Origin of the sequence: Sinorhizobium meliloti, from assembly GCF_017876815.1 — a bacterium.
GTDB lineage: Bacteria > Pseudomonadota > Alphaproteobacteria > Rhizobiales > Rhizobiaceae > Sinorhizobium > Sinorhizobium meliloti.
Genome location: NZ_JAGIOS010000001.1, coordinates 3435217 through 3454717 on the forward strand (window position 1 = coordinate 3435217; position 19501 = coordinate 3454717).

The 19501-nt window shown below is 60.6% G+C and carries 18 protein-coding genes, 4 tRNA genes and 1 pseudogene; 10 read left to right on the forward strand and 13 right to left on the reverse strand.

Translation table 11 applies throughout. The features are described 5' to 3' along the window. Positions 1 to 232 precede the first annotated feature (232 nt). Both JOH52_RS16720 and JOH52_RS16725 read right to left on the reverse strand, forming a co-directional pair. A complete protein-coding gene (locus JOH52_RS16720) occupies positions 233 to 1567 on the reverse strand; it encodes a site-specific integrase (protein ID WP_014529640.1) in 1335 nt (444 codons plus the stop codon). A 167-nt stretch (positions 1568 to 1734) separates the two neighbouring features. After that, a tRNA-Asn gene (locus JOH52_RS16725) sits at positions 1735 to 1809 on the reverse strand. 142 nt (positions 1810 to 1951) lie between these two features. On the opposite strand from JOH52_RS16725, the gene JOH52_RS16730 reads away from it, so the two are divergent. Then, entirely contained in the window at positions 1952 to 2245 is a 294-nt protein-coding gene (locus tag JOH52_RS16730; RefSeq protein ID WP_013844461.1) for a hypothetical protein, read from the forward strand. 47 nt (positions 2246 to 2292) lie between these two features. Here JOH52_RS16730 and JOH52_RS16735 read toward each other — a convergent pair whose 3' ends face one another. Further along, entirely contained in the window at positions 2293 to 2640 is a 348-nt protein-coding gene (locus JOH52_RS16735) for a membrane protein (RefSeq protein WP_010969345.1), read from the reverse strand. 400 nt (positions 2641 to 3040) lie between these two features. On the opposite strand from JOH52_RS16735, the gene JOH52_RS16740 reads away from it, so the two are divergent. Next, positions 3041 to 4120: a calcium-binding protein gene (locus JOH52_RS16740; protein ID WP_014526762.1), complete on the forward strand. Its 1080-nt coding sequence runs from the start codon at positions 3041 to 3043 to the stop codon at positions 4118 to 4120. A gap of 44 nt (positions 4121 to 4164) precedes the next feature. Here the strand turns inward: JOH52_RS16740 and JOH52_RS16745 are convergent. From JOH52_RS16745 to JOH52_RS16785, 9 genes are all read right to left on the reverse strand, one after another. After that, positions 4165 to 4238: transfer RNA gene (locus tag JOH52_RS16745), tRNA-Cys, on the reverse strand. Positions 4239 to 4458: 220 nt separating this feature from the next. Next, positions 4459 to 5175, reverse strand: a complete 717-nt coding sequence (gene lexA / locus JOH52_RS16750) for a transcriptional repressor LexA (protein ID WP_003528303.1) — start codon at positions 5173 to 5175, stop codon at positions 4459 to 4461. 224 nt (positions 5176 to 5399) lie between these two features. Further along, complete coding sequence (locus tag JOH52_RS16755; RefSeq protein WP_014529642.1) at positions 5400 to 5564, reverse strand: hypothetical protein; 165 nt, start codon at positions 5562 to 5564, stop codon at positions 5400 to 5402. A 109-nt stretch (positions 5565 to 5673) separates the two neighbouring features. Next, positions 5674 to 5749, reverse strand: a tRNA-Ala gene (locus JOH52_RS16760). Positions 5750 to 5930: 181 nt separating this feature from the next. Further along, positions 5931 to 7475 (reverse strand): DUF1254 domain-containing protein, encoded by a 1545-nt coding sequence (locus tag JOH52_RS16765; protein WP_014529643.1) that lies wholly within the window; start codon positions 7473 to 7475, stop codon positions 5931 to 5933. 75 nt (positions 7476 to 7550) lie between these two features. Next, positions 7551 to 9038 carry a DUF1254 domain-containing protein gene (locus tag JOH52_RS16770; RefSeq protein WP_013844459.1) on the reverse strand — a complete coding sequence of 496 codons (1488 nt, stop codon included), beginning with the start codon at positions 9036 to 9038 and terminating at the stop codon, positions 7551 to 7553. A 469-nt stretch (positions 9039 to 9507) separates the two neighbouring features. Then, a tRNA-Ser gene (locus tag JOH52_RS16775) sits at positions 9508 to 9597 on the reverse strand. Positions 9598 to 9850: 253 nt separating this feature from the next. Beyond that, complete coding sequence (locus JOH52_RS16780; protein ID WP_003528309.1) at positions 9851 to 10111, reverse strand: hypothetical protein; 261 nt, start codon at positions 10109 to 10111, stop codon at positions 9851 to 9853. Between the two features lie 60 nt (positions 10112 to 10171). Next, positions 10172 to 10387, reverse strand: coding sequence for a hypothetical protein (locus JOH52_RS16785; RefSeq protein WP_003528311.1), 216 nt, complete (start codon positions 10385 to 10387; stop codon positions 10172 to 10174). Between the two features lie 450 nt (positions 10388 to 10837). On the opposite strand from JOH52_RS16785, the gene JOH52_RS16790 reads away from it, so the two are divergent. Genes JOH52_RS16790 through JOH52_RS16805 form a run of 4 tightly spaced genes read left to right on the forward strand, consistent with a single transcriptional unit; the run spans position 10838 to position 14879 of the window. Then, positions 10838 to 11878, forward strand: a complete 1041-nt coding sequence (locus JOH52_RS16790; protein ID WP_014529645.1) for a septal ring lytic transglycosylase RlpA family protein — start codon at positions 10838 to 10840, stop codon at positions 11876 to 11878. A gap of 56 nt (positions 11879 to 11934) precedes the next feature. Next, a complete protein-coding gene (locus tag JOH52_RS16795; protein WP_010969340.1) occupies positions 11935 to 13089 on the forward strand; it encodes a D-alanyl-D-alanine carboxypeptidase family protein in 1155 nt (384 codons plus the stop codon). A 57-nt stretch (positions 13090 to 13146) separates the two neighbouring features. Beyond that, positions 13147 to 13851, forward strand: coding sequence for a dTMP kinase (gene tmk / locus JOH52_RS16800; RefSeq protein WP_003528315.1), 705 nt, complete (start codon positions 13147 to 13149; stop codon positions 13849 to 13851). After that, on the forward strand, positions 13848 to 14879 hold the full coding sequence (locus JOH52_RS16805) for a DNA polymerase III subunit delta' (RefSeq protein WP_010969338.1): 1032 nt from the start codon (positions 13848 to 13850) through the stop codon (positions 14877 to 14879). The genes tmk and JOH52_RS16805 overlap by 4 nt, the downstream gene beginning before the upstream one ends. Positions 14880 to 14969: 90 nt before the next feature. Here the strand turns inward: JOH52_RS16805 and JOH52_RS16810 are convergent, their stop codons facing one another. After that, entirely contained in the window at positions 14970 to 15281 is a 312-nt protein-coding gene (locus JOH52_RS16810) for a pyrophosphohydrolase domain-containing protein (protein ID WP_010969337.1), read from the reverse strand. Between the two features lie 229 nt (positions 15282 to 15510). Here JOH52_RS16810 and metG point away from each other — a divergent pair, with 229 nt between their 5' ends. The 4 genes and pseudogenes from metG to JOH52_RS16830 form a co-directional block, all read left to right on the forward strand. Then, a complete protein-coding gene (metG, locus tag JOH52_RS16815) occupies positions 15511 to 17061 on the forward strand; it encodes a methionine--tRNA ligase (protein WP_010969336.1) in 1551 nt (516 codons plus the stop codon). Positions 17062 to 17075: 14 nt separating this feature from the next. Beyond that, a complete protein-coding gene (locus JOH52_RS16820) occupies positions 17076 to 17855 on the forward strand; it encodes a TatD family hydrolase (RefSeq protein ID WP_003528321.1) in 780 nt (259 codons plus the stop codon). Position 17856: 1 nt separating this feature from the next. After that, positions 17857 to 18693 (forward strand): MBL fold metallo-hydrolase, encoded by an 837-nt coding sequence (locus JOH52_RS16825; RefSeq protein WP_010969335.1) that lies wholly within the window; start codon positions 17857 to 17859, stop codon positions 18691 to 18693. Between the two features lie 394 nt (positions 18694 to 19087). Then, a pseudogene (locus JOH52_RS16830) lies at positions 19088 to 19495 on the forward strand (IS30 family transposase); the annotation flags it as partial. Positions 19496 to 19501 lie beyond the last annotated feature (6 nt).

Sequence of the window (19501 nt, forward strand, 5' to 3'; positions counted from 1 at the left end):
TGACGCGCCGCGACAATCTAAAAGCCGACCGCGTGTCGCGCAGCGTCAATTAAAAAATTCCCCCCTTGCAACGAACCGATTCACAGTCCATCTTCGCCAAATCGCGACCACCTATCTCGTCATCCTGATCGTCGCGCCTTCCCATCCAAATTGTCGCGCCATAGTTGGCTAACCTTTTTGTTAGCGTATTGGTTTTGAACGGTCTTTACAGTCCCTCCGGGGACCGCCATTTTCACGCTGCAGCCAACTGCGGCCACGCGAAGGCGATGCCTTCCAGGAACTCCTGCCGCCGCTTCATCTCAGCGCCGTCGCCATATTTCGGGCGGCCGAACTCGTGCCCCATCAGGTCCGCCTGCATGCGATCGGAGCAGCCGGCATTCTCAATCCGATCCTGGAAGCTATGCCGCAGCGAATAGATCGTGTGATCTTCGGTGGGCATCAGGCCGTTGTTGCGCATCACTTTGTTGATCAGCGCAGACGCCGAGTCGGATTTGTCGTGGTACTTGCCGAAGCCCTGCGGCCGCTGGCGCATCGCCCATAGCGAAACGCCGACCAGCGGCACGCGTCGGATCGAGTGATCGGTCTTTTGCCGCCGGTCGGTGCGCTCGGCAATTTCGATGTGCGGCACCTCGTCGATCAGGCGAATATCCTGAGGTCGAAGATTGCAGATCTCGCCCAGCCGCGCGCCCGTCTCCACCATCGCATAGACGATCAGGCGGGCCTCCTCGTCGAGCATCTCCATCGCGCCTGGCGCAAGAATCTTCTCGCGAATCCAGTCGACGGGGAAGGGTGGTCGCGTTCCGCCTTTCGTGGCGTTCGTCTCTCTGATTCGCGCCTTCTCCCATGCCGCGTGATAGTTCGTATGCAGGGCATTGTCGATGGGCGTGAGCATGCCCATGATGTCGCTGAAGGAACGGTTCGCGCTGTCGGCGGCAAGCCGCTCGCTGATCACCTTGTTGGTCCACCACTCGCGAAACTGCAAAACGTCCTTGCGGGTGATCGCCGGCAGCTCCAGATCGCCCATCACGTCGATCGCGTAGCGGATCGCTCGCTCGCGCGACACCTTGTGCTTCCGAAGCTGATTCTTCGACATGCCGGTGAGACCGGCCGCATTGTGTTTCTCGTAGAGGGACCAGATGTTGCTGAGGCGCGGAGCCGGCTCCTCGACCGTGCCGGCAAGCGAGTCGACGATGATCTGCGATCGGTCCATGTTTTCCCCGATCACGGTCAGCCGCCGTTCCAGCTCGTCGAGCGGCAGGGCGGCGACTTCGGCAATCGGCCTGTAAGTGAAGCCCATGGACTGAGCGAGCTTCACGGCCCACTCGTATCTGGCGAATGCCGCTTCATTGTCATTTCCGGCCAGGAGCGCTCGCCAGAAGCTCTCTGCGGCGTCATGGACCGCCTGAGCCTTCTCCAGTGCCTCTTTGAGGCTCTTGGTCTTGAGGGACTGCTTAACGTGCGTTCTCTTGTCGAGATGAGCAATTTCGGTCGGGACGCGGCGATAATAGCGATAGATGCCGCTTGCGGGGTGTTTCACCACATACCGCGAAATATCTTCGGATCCCATGAATTCCCCGTTTGTCGCCTCTGTGGTCCGAAACGTAGCCAAAATGTAACCAAAAAAGCAAGCCCACGTCGAACCATAAGGGGCGACGCGCGTTTACGGATACAGGTAAAGCATTGAAAAGGCTCAAAGAAAAAGCCCCGCACCGTGAGGTGCAGGGCTTTGGAAACTGGCTCCCCGGGCCGGATTCGAACCGGCGACCTATCGATTAACAGTCGAGTGCTCTACCGCTGAGCTACCAGGGATCATCTGCGCCGCAGAAGTGAGGCTGCTAATACAAATGCTTTTCCGATTTGCCAAGCGGTTTTTCAAAAAAAATGACGGTAGGCGGTTGCCGCCCTGTGGAGAAGGCACCAACTGTGGGGTCATTGGTACGAAAGAAGAGTGATGGCGACCGAAGGCAAGAAGAAGCATTTTGGCATCGATCCCAAGACGCGTGAGATCGTGCTTGGCAAATGGCGGATGAGCCTGCCCAATTCGCCGGCATTGCGCGTCCTCATCGGCGTTCTGCTCGTCTTCGGCGGTATGCTCGGTTTTCTACCGATCTTGGGCTTCTGGATGGTTCCTCTGGGCCTGCTCGTGCTTTCGCACGACATTCCCTCGATGCGCCGACGGCGGCGCAAGCTGGCCGTATGGTGGGCCCGATGGCGCAGCAAGCCGAACTCGTCCGGCAAGTCCTGAGAGGTGGACCTCGCGAAGAGTCCACCAGCATGCGGATGCAGCGCATGTCAGTCGTCGGAATTGCCCGGCTTTCGGCGTCGTTTGGGCAGGAGGGCCACAATGACGCAGGCGAGGACCAAAGCGACCGGCCAGAAGTCGGTCGCCTGATCCCAACTCCACCTCCACATTTCATAACCCTCTAGGTGAGGCGGCGGCAGCTTTGCGCTGATCTCGAAATCACGTTTTTCGCGGCCGTGAAAGTGTCCGATGGCGAAGGCGAGGCCGATGATCAGCGCCAACCTTCTCGGCGCAATCACCATGAACAGCAGGGCGACGACTGCTGCAATAAAGACGCCCTCGACCACATGCCCGAGCCAATCGAAGTGGCGCTGAATGTAGCCCCAAGGAATATCCATCACATCGCGCTTCGAGTGCCGCCCTCCCGATGAGGCCGGCCGACGGGACGCTATAGCACAACCGCCGATCACGAGACCACATGATCCTCCGGGTTTCTCTCTTCGTGGACGTCGTCCGGAGCGTGGGCAACCTCTTCCGTCTTCCAGAATCCGGACGCGGGCCTTCACCGGAAAGTACAACCTGTAGTTAATCCGAAGTGGTCAATGGACAGGAACATCGCGTTCGGCAACATTAGAGCACTTTCAGGAAAAGTGTGGACGGATTTCCGTGCGGAAGGGCGTATTTTCAAAGCGTTAGCCCGCTCGTCACTCCGACGAGGCCGGACGAGGTCGACGCCCCCAAGGCCGTCCGGGTCCCCAAGACGAGCATCACCTGCTTTGCAGCACTGTGGAGAGAAAAATGGCGCATCTGATCGGTGGCATCGCCCCTTGGCTCGGGCTCGACAACCACATCTTCGGCACGAACGATCCGGACATTGTCTTCGGAGACCCATTCACGACCGACAATAGCCTGGGAGTCTTCGAAATCGGCGGCTTCCTGTCTTCGGGGCAGGGTGGCCGCGACAGCCTTGACGGGCACGGAGGCGACGACACGCTCTTCGGCGACGCTTGGGCGATCTCCGATCAGGGGCGTGGTGGCGACGACCAGCTCGACGGCGGCGCCGGCGACGACACGCTGTACGGCGATGCCTTCTCGATCGATGTGAGTGACTCCGCGATCGTCGCCGGAGGGAACGATCGTCTCTCGGGCGGCAAAGGCAACGATACACTCTACGGCGATGGCTACAATTGCCTCAGAGGACGTGGTGGCGACGACTGGCTCGACGGCGGCGCCGGAGACGATATTCTCTCGGGCGACGCTTTCTCCCTCGGCGATTTTTTCGTTGGCGGGAACGATCGGCTCCAGGGCGGAGAGGGCCATGACAAACTCTACGGAGATGGCCTCGACCAGGGCGTCGTGGAATCCGGCATCGGCGGCGACGACCACCTCTATGGTGGTTCTGGCAACGACTTTCTTGTTGGAGATGTTCTTTTCTCACGTGGCGGCAGTGGCGGCAACGACCTGCTCGACGGAGGCAAAGGCGATGATGTCCTGTATGGCGATGCAGAGGTCGGCGTGGACACCGCGGGTGGGGACGACCTCTTGATTGGCGGCGCCGGTAACGATCAGCTCTGGGGCGATGGCCGACTTACCGCAGCCTTCGCGGTCGAGACCGGTGCCGATCAGTTCCTGTTTGCGCGGAACAGTGGGCGGGATGAGATCTTCGACTTCGAATTGGACAAGGACATCATCCAAATCGCCGGCTATGGCTACGACGACTTCGCCGATTTTCTGTCCAACATCGGCGACGATGCTGACGGGAACGCTGTCCTGCAGCTGAATGGCACGGTCGATCAGGTCACTCTGATCGGCATCCACGCTGCCGACCTCAGCGCTGCCAACTTCGTCTTTGCGAATGCGGATTTCGCCCTCGTCTGACGAGGGGAAGTTTGTCGGTAACAAAGCTGATCAGGTGTGGCTTTTGGAGGCCTCGGCCGGAATTGAACCGGCGTACAAGGATTTGCAGTCCTCTGCGTCACCACTCCGCCACGAGGCCTCTACGATTTGCGTTTTCAAATCGTGGCGCGGATTTAGAATGATTGACCGCAATCCGCAAGAGGGTACATTTGGAATAGGGACTTTTTTATTCTGTATAAATGTGTCTTCCGTTCTATGACCGGGCGTGGTCATAGCGTCCCAAGGCGCAATACTCCCACGTCAGCGCTTTGAAATTGCGTACTTTCGTAGGAAGCGGCTGCGCACCTGGTCAGGAAGCTCTAATGATAGCGCCGGATGAGGCCGACGAGCCTGCCTTGGATCTTGACCCGGTCCGGACCGAATATGCGTGTTTCGTAAGCCGGATTGGCGGCCTCCAGCGCAATAGAGGCGCCCTTGCGACGGAATCGCTTCAGGGTCGCTTCCTCGTCGTCGATCAGCGCGACGACGATATCCCCGGGGCTGGCGGTGCTTCCGTTCCGGATGATCACCGTATCGCCATCGAGGATGCCGGCCTCGATCATCGAATCGCCCTTGATCTCGAGAGCGTAGTGCTCGCCGCTGCCGATCATTTCAACCGGTACGGATATATCGTGCATATTGTTCTGGATTGCCGAAATCGGCACACCGGCGGCAATGCGGCCCATGACCGGAACGGCGACCGATGCGGCCTCGGCCGGCGGCGCCGGTTTCGGTGCGGGGGGCGGCGCAGCAGGCTTGCCCAGACTGCCTTCGATCACGCTCGGCGAAAAGCCGCGGCGGACCTGCGAAGCGCCTGCATATGCCTCCGGCAGCTTGATGACTTCGAGGGCCCGGGCGCGATTAGGTAGCCGGCGAATGAACCCACGCTCTTCGAGTGCGGTGATCAAACGGTGGATGCCCGATTTGGACGCAAGGTCCAAGGCGTCCTTCATCTCGTCGAAGGACGGCGGGACCCCGGATTCCTTCATTCGTTCGTGAATGAACAGAAGCAATTCCTGTTGCTTGCGGGTCAGCATGGCGTCACTCCAGAATCGCGAAACAAATCAAGAACAGAACCTATCTGTTCCATATGTGTTCCGCAAGTGCCTAAAATTCCGTGAATTTCGCTTGCTGTTGAATGCCGATCCGCCCCGCGATCCGGCGTGTCGATGGCGATCGCTCGGAATTCGGGGCAGGGGCCGATACGCTCTCGCATGTTTTGGGCTTACGGCGGGCGGCGCAGTCGGTCGCCTATGCAATGCTAATAGGCAAGGCGCAGTCCGCCCGGCGTAAGAACGTCGAATTCAGGCTCGGGATAAGGCCCGTACCACTGGGTGTAGGTCGTGTTGGTCGAGCCTGTGCTGGCGCACCCCGAAAGGGCGAAGAGGGAAAAAATTACGGCTGCCAACAAAGATTTAACAGGCATGTTTTTCTCCACTCGCGGGAGTTGCCCAGACCTCGAACGGGTCAGACTAAAACTTTCTCTCAAATCAGCTTTTTTGGCAAGCAGCGAGCCGGCAGGGAGGACTGGTGGATGGTGGAGCCGAAGGGAGTCGAACCCTCGACCTCCGCAGTGCGATTGCGGCGCTCTCCCAACTGAGCTACGACCCCACTGGTCAACGATTGTATAAGAGTTTTCGGCCGACCGCGCCAGTGCATTCCACTTGCCGAATGCATCGCAATACAGAGATGAGGCTGACGACTGCAAGCCGCGTCGGTGCCCGCCGGCCGGCAGATAGGGCGGAGTGCAAGGTCACGAACACACAACGCCGCTATCGGCTTTCAGCACTGGCTATTGAGCCACCTCGATCGCGGGCGGCTGCCAAGAGCCATCGAGAATTGCCTCTTTGCCCCAATAGGCGCGGATGTAGAGCGAGAACTTCCCGTCCGGCGCGGGCAGCCAGTTGTTTTCCTTGTCGCCCCCGGGCGACTTCGCGCCTGCGTAGAGGGTAAGCGAACCGTCGGAGTTGCGCTTTAGGTTCTTGTTCTTGGTGCCGAGTGAGTAGCGTTTGAGGTCGTTCGCGTGGAAGAGATGCTTGTCGTTGTACAGGGTCAATGACCAGAACCCGTTGACCGGCGGCTCCTGCCCGGCTGGGAAGGTGATCGCATAGCTGCCGCTGCCGCTGCCGCTGAGTTCTCCGCCCGCGCCGTCGTGGTCGGTGTAGAAATATTGCGTCTCGTTCGGCCGGTTGTCGAACATGTTCGATTTTGCCGTTCCGGTCCGGTTGAAATAGTCGACGCCGAACTGCGCATTGTTGGTAGAACGGTTCCATCCGTTCCCGGCCGGACGTCCGTTGTGCTTCCACTGGAAGAACGGCTGGATGACCTTGTCTTCGGTCTCGACCGCGGTCGCAACCAGCACCTTTTTCAGTTCGGGGTCCTTGGACGCTGCATCGAGCAGCAGGCGGAATTGGCCATAGAGAGCCTCCTCGCCCGGCAACGGATCGACAGTGTCGAGAACCTCGCCGAACTGATCGAAGAACTTATCCGGGACCACCCATTTGGTTTCCTCGCCAGACGATGCCGGTCCGGGAATGTCCGGGACCTTTGCCCATTCGATCGTCTTCATCTCTCCGTCGAAATCCTTCAGCGGATAAGCGACGACCTGGTTGATGACCTCTTGAATCGCTTTCCTGTCCTCGGGCGTGTCGTCCTGGAAGACCCTGGGAATGGCGTTGGCGAGCGAGGTAGGGCAGCGCAAAACATCTGTGGTCCCGTCCGGTTTCAGGCCGCTCCACCTCGGACCGGCGAGCAGGTAGAATCCGGGCTTCGAGCCATATGGTTTGCCTAGATGACCGAACTGGTCGGTGCGTGCGTCGTACAAAGCATAGACCCAGAAACGGTCGCCGAAATCTGGCACCTGAATCACGACCGGCTCTTCATCAAGCGCGAAGAAGCCCAAGCCGTAGACGACATCCTGGTTCGGGCACGTGACAAAAGTTTCCGACGGCTCAATGTAGTCGTTGAGCATCGCGATCTGGCCCCGCGGTGCGGCGGGCAGGACGCCGTTGAGGTGGCCCGGTTCCGGTGCCTGAGTGATCGCCGCCCTGCGGTTGATCATGTTAACCATCGGCCAGCCCCAGACGTAGGCCATCTGCGCAACCGTTCTTGCATAGTCGGGAGACATCACGATACCCGTGGCGGGTTGCGTAACAGTTGCGGATGCGGCGTGCTGCTGTGCCTGCGCCGCATTGGCCGTGACGGCGACCGAGGCCGCCGTCACGGCGGCGGGAACCGCCGCTCCGGCGCTCACCGCTGCCAGCGATGCCGCACCCATGCCGCCCTTCATCAAGTCGCGCCGGGTGATGTCGAGTTGATCATTGAAACTCGTTTTCATAGCATATTCCTCTGTTGAATCGCTCCGGTTGGGCACTTGGACATAGGCGCGTTTCGTTGGGGACGCGCCCCGACCTCACTTCACCATGACCACATCATCCGGCTTCCAGGTCTGATCGAAGAACTCGACGCCGGTTCCGTAGAGACGCAGCGCTATCAGGAAATTCCGGCCGCCGACGGTCTGGATCCAGTTCGAGTCCTGCGCGTCGGCAGGTTTTTCCGGTCCGAACCACAGGTCCACCGAGCCGTCCTGGTTCGTCGCGACCTTGTTGAAGCCGTTGATGGACGGCATCAGCTGCGGCGCTTCCACCATCGTGCCGTCGGTGATGTTGTAGGCGGTAACCGCCCAGAACAGGGCAGCCGGCGGATTGGGTGGCAAATGCAGCCTGTAGGTGCTGGAGCCGCTGAGGAACTCGCCCGCGGCATCTCGGTATGCAACCGGGTATTTGGAACCTGCCCCCAGCGTCCGCATGACCATTGCCGGAGCCGATGAATAGGCAACCTGGAAATAGCCAGCCCGCTGGTCGACATCGAGATAACTGTCCTGGAGCCATTCGGATGTGCCGCTGGCCCAGACATTTTCATACTGCCTGTCGGTGTAGTAGCGATTGCGTCCGTCCGGTCGGCCGAGCTGGCGCTGCGCCAAGATCATCTTGGGCGCTGTCTCGACCGCCTTTTTCAAGAGTTCCTGCTGCTTCCCGGTCGGCTCGAAGGGCTGGCCCTTGATGATGCCGATCGATGCCAGCACACCGCGCAGTTCGGAATCGATCGCCGAGACCGGCTCGTGGTCGACGAACTCCTTCAACTTGGTCCAGTAGGCGTTATCGACCGGATACATCATGTTGATGCGCTTGCCGCTGCCGTTAGGAAACTGCATCGGCTTGACGTCTTTCTCGGGCGTCCAAAGCGGATAGACGCGCGTCTGCTCCGCGAGCGCCACGGCGGGCTTGGGGTCCGGTCCGTTTTCGCCCTTCGCCATGATCGTCCGGAAGAACAGAAAGACATTGTAGGTCTTCGCTTTGAGCGCGAAGTAGCCCTGCGGAACCTCGCCGTCATAATCAGGCGGCAGCAGGAGGTAGAGGCCGCCGCGCGCGCGATCCGGTCCAATCAGTCCGACATCCGTGATCGTACGCTGGAAGAAATCGGTAAACATGCCGATGACGTTGGGTGGCGCGGCGACGACGAGCGGGCCGGTTTCCTTCAGGTCGAGATAGCTCATCGAGTAGATTACGTCGGCGTTCGGTGTCGGCACCCACGTGCGCGAGTCCATCCGGTCCTTCCAGATTGGCAGGATGTTGTAGCCTTTACCGAATGTCGCCTCCGAACCGTCGCGCATACCGATCACGTTCAGCGCCGGAAGCATGGTTATGTAGGCATGGATCGCGCGTTGATAGTAGAGTTCGTCGCGCAGCGACTCCGCTTCCTCCTGCGGAAGCCAGTTGCCGTTGCCGATCTGCGTCACAAGCGGTGGTGCGGCCTGATCCTGCGCATTGACAGAGGAGGTGACGACCGTCGCCGAACAAAGCATTGCAGCGACGATCAAGTTCGCACGTTTTCTGGTCATGATTTCAACCTCGGTCGACTTCGGAAGACGCCACTGGGACGGATCAACCAAAGACTAGTACGAGCGCGAACCGTCTGGCAGTTGGACCATGGGGCAATGCGGCAGCTGGTTCGCATAGCGCGAGGGCGGGTAGCCGCCGAGAAATCCGCTTCCGTAGACGCCAGTCGCTTGTGATTGCCGCGCGGAAGACATGGGGGGCGGTGTAAAGTTGATCGACTCCGCCACTGCATAGCGGCACCCCCATTCGGGGATTTTTTGTCTGAGCCGAAAACTCCAATGTGCGAATTCAAGTGCGTGGATGCAAACAGCAACTGCGGAATGACGTCGCCCAGCTTCAGCGCCCGACGGCGGGCAATGCTGAGGTGTTTGCAGGCATAGCGAACATTGAAGGCGGATAGGGCGGAGCTTTTGAACGACAGTCCGGCACGCCCGCCAACAATGCCACGTCGGCGAGTGAGCGTCACATTGATGGCGGACAGGGTGGGATTCGAACCCACGGTACGGTTTCCCGTACGCTGGTTTTCAAGACCAGAGCCTTAAACCACTCGGCCACCTGTCCATGCCGGTGCCATACGCGATTCTTCGCGGCTGACATTTTTGGTTTTTGCGCACGCCAAAATGCTGTGAGATTCGTGAAATTCGTTTCCGAGTTCTCGATAGACCGGCGATCGCTACCGGGCTTGCTGCCCATTCACCAACGGCTGGCTTTTTAGCAGCTTTGATCGCAGCGTCAACTTGCTCCGGAGCATTTGCGTGCATTCCAGGCGTGCCGCGCCGGCAGAGAATCGGGTGCTGTCGTGGATCCCTGATGATCATTGTATGCGACGGTTGAGAATTATCCTGAGGCGGGGGCTGGTCCGGTCGCGGCCGGATTGTTCATCCAGTCGTTCCTCCGGCGCAAATGGCGGCCAGTCGAAGTCTTCGTCAAGCGCGTCTCTGGCCTGCAGTCCATCGAGGCGATGGAGCAGGGCGATGATCATCTCGCGGTCGCTGATGCCGCTGCCGGGCGCCAAATAGGCGAACAGGTCCCTGCGACAATCCTCTATGAGCATTCTCATCTTCTCGGTGTTCATGAGCGTCCTTCCGAGGGTGCACTTGGCCGCATACGCCCATGACACGGTTGTGGGCCATCGTCACGGGCGCTGTCCGGTGTCAGGCGCTGCAGTCAGACTTCCGTCGCCTGCCCGGGGGACGTCGTACGCCGCGACGTCCCGACTTCTACCCTCCAGAAGCGCCGCTCCGGCAAGCAGATAAACGGCAATCGCCAGCACCGACAGGAGCATTACGCCCAAGGGCAGGCCGGTTGCCGCCCGTCGCTCCGGCGGCCCATAATCGTCTCTATCGTACATTGCGAGATCCTCTCGGACGCCGGGCGGAACACGGGCAGCACGCCAACCGGTAACGGAGCCTCAGAGTTGCACCGACGGGAAGCTTCGGCCAGCTCTGAGGCCGCCGCACCCCGCGGCTGACGGGCCGTGCGGGTGCTTATTACGATATGTGTCGGCACGGATACCCGGCAACGGGTTTAGGACCTTTGGCAGGTTCTCTCGGACTATGGTCCAGCGGCTCATTTACGTTCCGTAAACCATAGCGAGCGTTTTTTGGCGCCCCTTCGTCCTCCGGTTCGCAATTTCGCCTTGTTGTTGTCATGATTGTTCGACTGTTCCGTTTCGGGACGGCGAAATTCTCGCGGGGGGAATTACTGCACGATTGCGCCGATCCTTGCGCGTCCGGTCGGAAGCGTGAGCGCTGCAGGAGCGGAATTCGGGTGTGGCTTTGCGAATGATCTTGTGGGACAGATGACATCCAATAACGGTGCGGCATATCTTGTGAGGGGGCTCCGTCTCGCAGCGGTTCCGTTGCTTTGCGCGGTGCTTGCGGCCTGCGGATCGACATCGAGCGTCAAGAAGACCAAGTCGCGGAGCAAGGAATACTTCGCGGAGTCCGTTTATGGCGTCAAAGCCAGTCCCAGGGTCGCTACCGGAAACAACATTCCGAAGGGCGGCGGCCGCTACCAGGTAGGCAAGCCCTATCAGGTCAAGGGCAGGTGGTATCAGCCGAAGGAGGATTTCGGCTACAACAAGAGCGGGATGGCCTCCTGGTACGGGTCGGCCTTCCATGGCCGTCTGACGGCAAATGGCGAGGTCTACGACAAGCATCACCTTTCGGCCGCTCACCCGACCTTTCCGCTGCCGAGCTATGCGCGCGTGACCAACCTGGAGAACGGCACGTCTGTCATCGTGCGTGTCAACGATCGCGGCCCCTATGAATACGGCCGGATCATCGACGTCTCTTCGAAGACCGCCGATCTGCTGGACATCAAGCGCAAGGGCAGCGCCAATGTCCGCGTTCAATATGTCGGCCGTGCGCCGCTCGAAGGCAATGACATGCCCTCCCTCATGGCTTCGTACGTCAGGAAGGGCGACCGTGGCCCGAGCGTGATGCCGGAAGGGCAGATCGCCTCAGGCGTGATGGTGGCTTCCAACGAGCCGCTGCGCGACATGGTTCCGAATCTCCGCGCCGTCCCGGTTCCGAATAAATCGATGCTCGATGCCGGCGTGCCGGTGAACGCGCTCGCCAAACCGGCGCAGGCCCCGGCGGCAACAAGCGCCTTCGGCGAATTCGTCGTTCTGCCGCAGATAGGGCCCATGCCGACGTCGCGCCCGCAATTGATCCCGCTGCCGGACGGCAGCATGGCCTATGCCGCGGCATATGTCGAAGTCCGCGTCAGCGACAAGCCTTCGCCCTTCGAGGCGATCATGGTCGATCGCAATCCGCTGACACCCGATTCCATCCTCGCCTATGCGAAGCGCCAGCACCGAAACGCCGACTCGCGCTGACGCCGGTTGAAGAGGGCTTTTCGCGCTGATATGCCCATGAAGAACCGGAGTTTCTCATGCGCATGAAGTGGCTTGCGGTCGTAGGTTTCCTCGCGGCCGTCGTTTCGGGGCAAGCGGTCGCCCAGACGCCCGCCTTCGACACCAAAGCGAAGCAGATATATCTCGTCGATGCCGAGACGGGCACGGTGCTGTTTTCACGCGACGAGGATGCACCCGTCCCGCCTGCCTCGCTCGCCAAGCTCATGGCGATGGAGGTGGTTTTCGAGGCCCTGGACAAGGGCGAACTGACGCCCGAGACGAGTTTCGAGGTTTCTGAACACGCGTGGCGTACAGGCGGGGCCCCCTCCGGCACGTCAACGATGTTCGCCGCGATCAAATCCAGGATCCGCGTTGCGGACCTCATCCAGGGCGCAACGGTGCAGCTCGCGAACGACGCATGCATTGTCCTGGCTGAGGGAATGGCTGGCAGCGAGGCTGCTTTTGCCGAACTGATGACCAAGCGGGCACGCGATCTCGGGCTGCCGGTCGCCACCTTCAAGAATGCCACGGGGCTGCCGCATCCCGAAAACAAGGTCACGATGCGCGAACTCGTCGCCCTTACGCGGCACCTATACGAGGCGCACCCGGATTACTACCGGCTCTATTCGCAGCCGGAATTCGAGTGGAACAAGATCCTTCAGCGCAACAAGAACCCTCTGATCGCCGCGAATGTCGGCGTCGATGGGTTGGCGACCGGCTTTGCGGAGGGTTTCGGCTTCTCGCTCGCCGTCTCGATGCAACGCGGCGACCGCCGCGTCTATCTCGCGATGGGGGGCCTCGAGAGTGAAAAGGAGAGGATCGAGGAGAGCCGCAGGGTCCTGGATTGGGCGATGACCGCTTTCGAGAAACGGCGCATCTTCGCCGATGGTGAAACCATCGGAGAGGCGAGCGTCTACGGCGGTGCGGATTCCCGAGTGGCGCTCGTGGCGGGCAGCCCGGTCGACGTTCTGCTGCCGGTCAAAAATCCTGAACGGCTGACGGCACGCATCGTCTACAAATGGCCGCTCAACGCACCCGTCGCTGCCGGTCAGCAGGTCGGCGTCGTCAAGCTCTGGAACGGGGACAAGCTGCTGCGGGAAGTTCCCGTGAAGACGGCGAGGGCGGTCGAGCCCGGGACGCTCACGAGCCGGGCGATCGACGCGCTGCAGGAACTGCTGTTCTTCTGGCTGTGACAAATGCGCGTCGCGACGGTTCCTTCCGCCGGACCGATCGGCTAAACAGGGACGATAATGCACGCCGATCCGGGAATTGAAGTGTCGCTGGCCAAGGGTTTTTTCATAACATTCGAGGGGGGAGAGGGGGCCGGAAAGTCGACCCAGATGCGCCTTCTTGCGGAAGCGCTGAGCGCGCGCGGCTACCGCGTGCTCACCACGCGCGAGCCGGGAGGCTCCGTGGGCGCCGAAGCCGTTCGCCACGTGCTTCTTTCCGGCGCGGCCGAGTCCTTCGGAGTCCGCATGGAGGCGATCCTCTTTGCGGCCGCCCGCAGCGATCATGTCGAGGAGGTGATCCGGCCGGCGCTTGAGCAGGGAACGATCGTCCTTTGCGATCGGTTCATGGATTCCTCGCGTGTCTATCAGGGCGTGACGGGCAATCTGGAACCGGCTTTCGTCGAGACCCTGGAACGCGTTGCGGTGAACGGTGTCATTCCCGACTGCACCATCATCTTCGACCTTCCCGCTTCGGTCGGGCTGGAGCGCGCCCGCCGCCGCGCCGCAAACGACAGTCCCGACCGATTTGAAAAGGAACAGCTGGAGACGCATGAAAAGCGGCGCGAAGCCTTTCTCGATATTGCTGCGGCCGATCCGGAGCGTTGCCGCGTCGTCGATGCCAACCGTCCGCCGACCGCGATCGCTGCCGAAGTATTGAGTCTCGTCGAGGCGCTATTGCCTCTCGAGGGCAAGCCGCAACCCTCCAATGCGGAAGCGACGTCATGACCGCGGAGCAGCCACGTGTGCTGGAGGGGGCGCTTGCTCCCGCGACGAACAGCAAGCTCTTCGGTCATCAGGAGGCGGAAGCCTTTCTCGCGCAGAGCTACAGGTCCGGAAAGGGGCATCACGCGGTCCTGATCGAAGGGCCGGAAGGGATAGGCAAGGCAACTCTCGCCTTTCGCTTCGCCAATCATATTCTGAGCCATCCGGATCCGGCAGACGCCCCCGAAAGGCTTGCCGACCCTGATCCAGCCTCGATGGTCACGAGACAGCTTGCTTCGGGCGCATCGCACAACCTCCTGCATCTCGCGCGCCCAGTGGACGAAAAGACGGGCAGGGCGAAGGGCGCGATCACGGTCGACGAGGTTCGCCGCGCCGGCAAGTTCTTCGGCCAGACGTCGGGCACCGGAAACTGGCGCATCGTCATCATCGATCCGGCCGACGATCTCAACCGCAACGCCGCCAATGCCATTTTGAAGATGTTGGAGGAGCCGCCGCGCCGTTCGCTGTTCCTGGTGCTCACCCATGCGCCGGGAAAACTCCTGCCGACCATCCGTTCGCGTTGCCTGCCTTTGCGGCTGAAGCCTCTGGATACACAAGCCCTGCGCCAGGCACTTGCGCATCTCGGGCTCGATCTCGCCGGTCCTGACGCCGAACGGGTCCTCGCCGCGGCGAGCGGCAGCGTTTCGGAGGCGCTGAAGCTGATCAACTATGGCGGACTGGACATCGCGGGGGCTTTCGACGACATCCTGGCAGGGCAGGGACCGGCCGCCCGCAAGAACATGCACAAGCTCGCTGACGTCCTTTCGGGAAAGGACAGCGAGACGATTTTCGATTTCTTCTCGTCGCTGCTGTCGGGACGCATCATGCAACTGGCGCGCGAAGCGGCGATCGCGGGGGACGTGGGCAGGGCCGAACGGTTCGCGAGACTCTCCAGCAGCGTTGGCGAACGCCTGGCGGTGAGCAATGCCTACAATCTCGATCGCAAGCAGACCATCCTTTCCTTGCTCGACGATCTCAAAGATGCTCTATAGGGAATGAGGAAGAGTGTGCGCGGTTTTCCGCGCATCCCGCGCCTCGACTTAATGAAACGATCACTTTCATGATTTTAGGTCGGTACGGGCCTAGTCATCACGACTAGGCGCGAATTTCCATTTTCGCTCTATCGCCGCAGCGAGATCGATATCGTTGTGGTGGGCGAAGAGCAGGACATGACCGAGAATATCTGCCGTTTCGTCTGCAAGCGACTGCTGCAGGGCGTCCGGCGGGACCTCCCGATTGCGCCCGCGGCCGGTTGCATTGTTCCATGCCTGCGTCAGTTCCCCCACCTCTTCCTGTAGTTTCAAGATATACCAATCCGGGTCACGTCTGATCGCATGCCTGGCCGCATAGATCGCGGACGCTTCCTCGAATTTTCGTTTGAGTTCGCTGAGCACGCACGCCTCCCTGGAGCACTTCCAGGACACGGTCTTCCGTCCCGGAACGCGTAGTGTGAAATGATCTGGTTGTTTTCGTTTTGTTCCCGTTTTCCGCTCCTGTCAACCGGGACCGATTCCCGGCGAGGTCGCGCGACGGAGGGCTTTTTCTTTCCCCGGCAGTTTCCTACCTGAAGCCTATGCGCTAATAGCACCCTTAGTTCCGATCCCGAGGATATCGAAGCCCGCTATGAGAGATACGTCCCCGTTCTACATCACCACCGCGATTTCCTATCCGAACGGCAAGCCGCATATCGGTCATGCCTATGAACTGATCGCGACGGATGCAATGGCACGCTTCCAGCGGCTCGACGGGCGCGAGGTCTTCTTCCTGACCGGGACGGACGAACATGGGCAGAAGATGCAGCAGACGGCAAAGAAGGAAGGAATTTCGCCGCAGGAGCTTGCCGCCCGCAATTCGGCCGAGTTCCAGAACATGGCGCGGCTGCTCAACGCCTCCAACGACGATTTCATCCGCACGACCGAACAGCGCCACCACGAGGCATCGCAGGCGATCTGGATGCGCATGGGCGAGGCGGGCGACCTCTACAAGGATTCCTACGCCGGTTGGTATTCCGTTCGAGACGAGGCCTACTACCAGGAGAACGAGACGGAGCTGCGCGGCGACGGCGTACGTTACGGACCGCAGGGAACGCCCGTGGAATGGGTGGAGGAAGAGAGCTATTTCTTCCGGCTCTCCGCCTACCAGGACAAGCTCCTGAAGCACTATGAGGAAAATCCGGACTTCATCGGCCCGGCGGAACGGCGCAACGAGGTCATCTCCTTCGTCAAGTCGGGCCTGAAGGACCTCTCCGTCTCGCGCACCACATTCGACTGGGGGATCAAAGTTCCGAACGATCCCTCTCATGTCATGTATGTATGGGTCGACGCACTGACCAACTACGTCACGGCCACCGGCTGTCTGACCGACCCGACGGGTCCGCGGGCGAAGTTCTGGCCGGCGAACATCCACGTCATCGGCAAGGACATCATCCGTTTCCACGCCGTCTATTGGCCGGCATTCCTGATGTCGGCCGGTCTTCCGCTTCCCAAGCGCGTCTTCGCTCACGGCTTTCTGCTCAACAAGGGCGAGAAGATGTCGAAGTCGCTCGGCAACGTGGTCGATCCGTTCAATCTGGTCGAGCACTTCGGTCTCGATCAGATCCGCTATTTCTTCCTTCGCGAAGTCTCGTTCGGCCAGGATGGCAGCTACAGCGAGGAGGGGATCGCGACCCGCATCAATTCCGACCTCGCCAACGGCATCGGCAATCTCGCCAGCCGTTCCCTGTCGATGATCGTCAAGAATTGCGACGGCCAGGTCCCGCTCTGTGGTCCGCTGACGGACGAGGACAAGGCGATGCTCGCCGCCGCCGACTCGCTGATCGGCACCGCACGCGAAGAAATGGGCAAACAGCTCATCCATCGCGCACTTGCGGCGATCATCGCTGTCGTGTCCGAGACCGACCGCTACTTCGCAGGCCAGGAACCCTGGGCGCTGAAGAAGACCGATCCGAGCCGCATGGCAACCGTGCTCTACGTCACGGCGGAGGTCGTTCGCCAGGTCGCGATCCTTCTGCAGCCCTTCATGCCGGAATCGGCCGGAAAACTCCTGGATCTCGTCGCCGTCCCGACCGACCGCCGCGATTTTGCGCATCTCGGCGAAGCCGGGCGCCTCGTCTCCGGAACGCCGCTCGAAGCACCCAAGCCGGTCTTCCCGCGCTATGTCGCGCCGGAAGCCTGAGTGAAGACGAAACCATGCTGATCGACACCCATTGCCACCTGGATTTTCCGGATTTCGAGGCCGAGCGCGACGCCATCATCGAGCGCGCGCGCGACGCCGGCGTGGGGCAGATGGTCACGATTTCGACCCGGGTGAAACGATTCGACACGATCCTCGCGATCGCCGAGAGATATCCGAACGTCTTCTGTTCCGTCGGCACGCATCCGCATAATGCCGATGAGGAACTGGACGTGACGGCCGACGATCTCGTTCGGCTCTCCGCCCATCCCAAGGTCGTCGCGATCGGCGAGGCGGGGCTGGATTATTTTTACGACAACGCGCCGCGCGACGCGCAGGCGGTGGGCCTGAGGCGGCATATCGCGGCAGCGCGAACAACCGGACTGCCGCTCGTCATACATAGCAGGTCGGCCGACGACGATATGGCTGCCATTCTAACCGAGGAATCGGGGAAGGGCGCCTTCCCCTTCCTTCTCCATTGCTTCTCGTCCGGCCCGGATCTCGCCCGGATCGGCGTCGAGCTCGGCGGCTATGTGTCCTTTTCGGGGATCCTGACTTTCCCTAAATCCGAGGAACTGAGGGACATCGCCAGGACGGTCCCGCGCGATCGGATGATCGTCGAGACGGACGCGCCCTATTTGGCGCCGAAGCCGTTCCGAGGCAAGCGCAACGAACCGGCCTACGTGGCGCACACGGCCGAGGTGCTGGCGCAAGCCATCGGGGTCTCCAGGGAGGAGATTGCCGAAATCACGACCGAAAACGCCTTCAGGATCTTCTCGAAGATGCCGAGGCTTTGAAATGGCGTTTCGGCGGGCCTTCACCATTCTGGGCTGCGGCTCGTCGCCGGGCGTGCCGCGCATCACCGGTGATTGGGGCGCCTGCGATCCGTCGAACCCCCGCAACCGTCGCATGCGGGCGGCCCTGCTCGTAGAACAGTTTGCGCCGGACGGCGGCAAGACGACCGTCGTGATCGACACCGGCCCGGATTTCCGCGCCCAGATGATCGCGGCGAATGTACGCCACATCGATGCCGTGCTCTACACCCATGCCCATGCGGACCATCTGCACGGGATCGACGATCTGCGCGGTTTCGTCATCGAAAATCGCAGGCGCGTGCCGATCTGGGCCGATGCGTTCACGATGGCCCGTATTCGCGACGGCTTCCGCTATTGTCTGGAGTCGCCGCCAGGCAGCGGCTATCCGCCGATCGTCGAGCCCTATGTGATTCCCGACGACCTGCCGCCGTTGACCATCCATGGAGCCGGCGGGCCGATCTCGTTCGAGCCGCTGATGCAGTTTCACGGCAACGTCCATTCGCTCGGCTTCCGCATCGGCGGTTTTGCCTATTGCAGCGACGTCAGCGACTTTCCGGTGGAAACGGTCTCGAAGCTCGGCGGGCTCGATCTGCTCGTCATCGACACGCTGCAGTACAAGTTTCACCCGAGTCACTTGTCCCTGGTGCAGTCGCTCGTGTGGATCAACCGTCTGCAGCCGAAGCGCGCCGTACTCACGCATATGCATGTGCCGATGGATTACGAAACCGTATGCGGCGAGACGCCGGATCACGTCGAGCCGGCTTACGACATGATGCGCCTGGAGTTCGATATCGACCGGCCGACGGTGGATGACGCATAAAGTCTCATATCAGCGATTTTCTCTAAGGCACTGATCCGATGCGGCTTACATCGGTTCTAAGTCATGTCGAGATTCATCTTATGACGCCGGTTGCTGCGAGATGGATGATGACGTTTCTCCTCGTCCTCATCTCTGTGCTTGTCACAGAGATGAGAGCAGCGCCGCGTCTGCGGTGCGGGAAGAGTTCTTTCAGCCCAAGGACTTGGTCTGGCTGGATCCCTGTGACAAGCACAAGGGATGAGGAGATCAAACAAGCCGCGGCGGGTATCCCGAATCTCGACAGGCCTTAGTTCCATAATCTATCTTATGTGATCCGCTTGTGTAGCCGGGGTACATTCTATTTCCAAGTGCGACATGCCAATAAAAACAAAGGCTTCGCCTTGGAGATTTTTGGATGCCGCTCTGCTATTCGCAGCTCACCCTTTCCGATCGCCGACGTTTGCATCAGCTCGTGGAACGCAAAGTTCCTGTCGGTGAGATCGCCCGTCAACTCGGTCGGCATCGATCGACGATCTATCGTGAACTGAAGCGCAATACCTTTCATGATGCCGAGTTTCCGGAATACAGCGGCTATTACAGCGGTATCGCCAACGACATTTCCAAGGAGCGTCGGCGACGGCTGCGCAAGCTCAGCCGCCACCCGCAATTGCGCGAACTGGTCATCGAGCAGCTGAAGGCACTTTGGTCGCCGGAGCAGATCGCCGGCCGTCTGCTTGCCGACGGTGTGAGCGCCGTCCGCGTCTGCACCGAGACGATCTATCGCTTCATCTATGGCAAGGAAGATTGTGCGCTGGAGCTTTTTTGAGGC

Coding starts and splice junctions, on each gene's coding strand:
- JOH52_RS16720 (WP_014529640.1), bottom strand. CDS start 1,567: ATGGGATCCGAAGATATTTCGCGGTATGTGGTGAAACACCCCGCAAGC.
- JOH52_RS16730 (WP_013844461.1), top strand. CDS start 1,952: ATGGCGACCGAAGGCAAGAAGAAGCATTTTGGCATCGATCCCAAGACG.
- JOH52_RS16735 (WP_010969345.1), bottom strand. CDS start 2,640: ATGGATATTCCTTGGGGCTACATTCAGCGCCACTTCGATTGGCTCGGG.
- JOH52_RS16740 (WP_014526762.1), top strand. CDS start 3,041: ATGGCGCATCTGATCGGTGGCATCGCCCCTTGGCTCGGGCTCGACAAC.
- lexA (WP_003528303.1), bottom strand. CDS start 5,175: ATGCTGACCCGCAAGCAACAGGAATTGCTTCTGTTCATTCACGAACGA.
- JOH52_RS16755 (WP_014529642.1), bottom strand. CDS start 5,564: ATGCCTGTTAAATCTTTGTTGGCAGCCGTAATTTTTTCCCTCTTCGCC.
- JOH52_RS16765 (WP_014529643.1), bottom strand. CDS start 7,475: ATGAAAACGAGTTTCAATGATCAACTCGACATCACCCGGCGCGACTTG.
- JOH52_RS16770 (WP_013844459.1), bottom strand. CDS start 9,038: ATGACCAGAAAACGTGCGAACTTGATCGTCGCTGCAATGCTTTGTTCG.
- JOH52_RS16780 (WP_003528309.1), bottom strand. CDS start 10,111: ATGAACACCGAGAAGATGAGAATGCTCATAGAGGATTGTCGCAGGGAC.
- JOH52_RS16785 (WP_003528311.1), bottom strand. CDS start 10,387: ATGTACGATAGAGACGATTATGGGCCGCCGGAGCGACGGGCGGCAACC.
- JOH52_RS16790 (WP_014529645.1), top strand. CDS start 10,838: ATGACATCCAATAACGGTGCGGCATATCTTGTGAGGGGGCTCCGTCTC.
- JOH52_RS16795 (WP_010969340.1), top strand. CDS start 11,935: ATGCGCATGAAGTGGCTTGCGGTCGTAGGTTTCCTCGCGGCCGTCGTT.
- tmk (WP_003528315.1), top strand. CDS start 13,147: ATGCACGCCGATCCGGGAATTGAAGTGTCGCTGGCCAAGGGTTTTTTC.
- JOH52_RS16805 (WP_010969338.1), top strand. CDS start 13,848: ATGACCGCGGAGCAGCCACGTGTGCTGGAGGGGGCGCTTGCTCCCGCG.
- metG (WP_010969336.1), top strand. CDS start 15,511: ATGAGAGATACGTCCCCGTTCTACATCACCACCGCGATTTCCTATCCG.
- JOH52_RS16820 (WP_003528321.1), top strand. CDS start 17,076: ATGCTGATCGACACCCATTGCCACCTGGATTTTCCGGATTTCGAGGCC.
- JOH52_RS16825 (WP_010969335.1), top strand. CDS start 17,857: ATGGCGTTTCGGCGGGCCTTCACCATTCTGGGCTGCGGCTCGTCGCCG.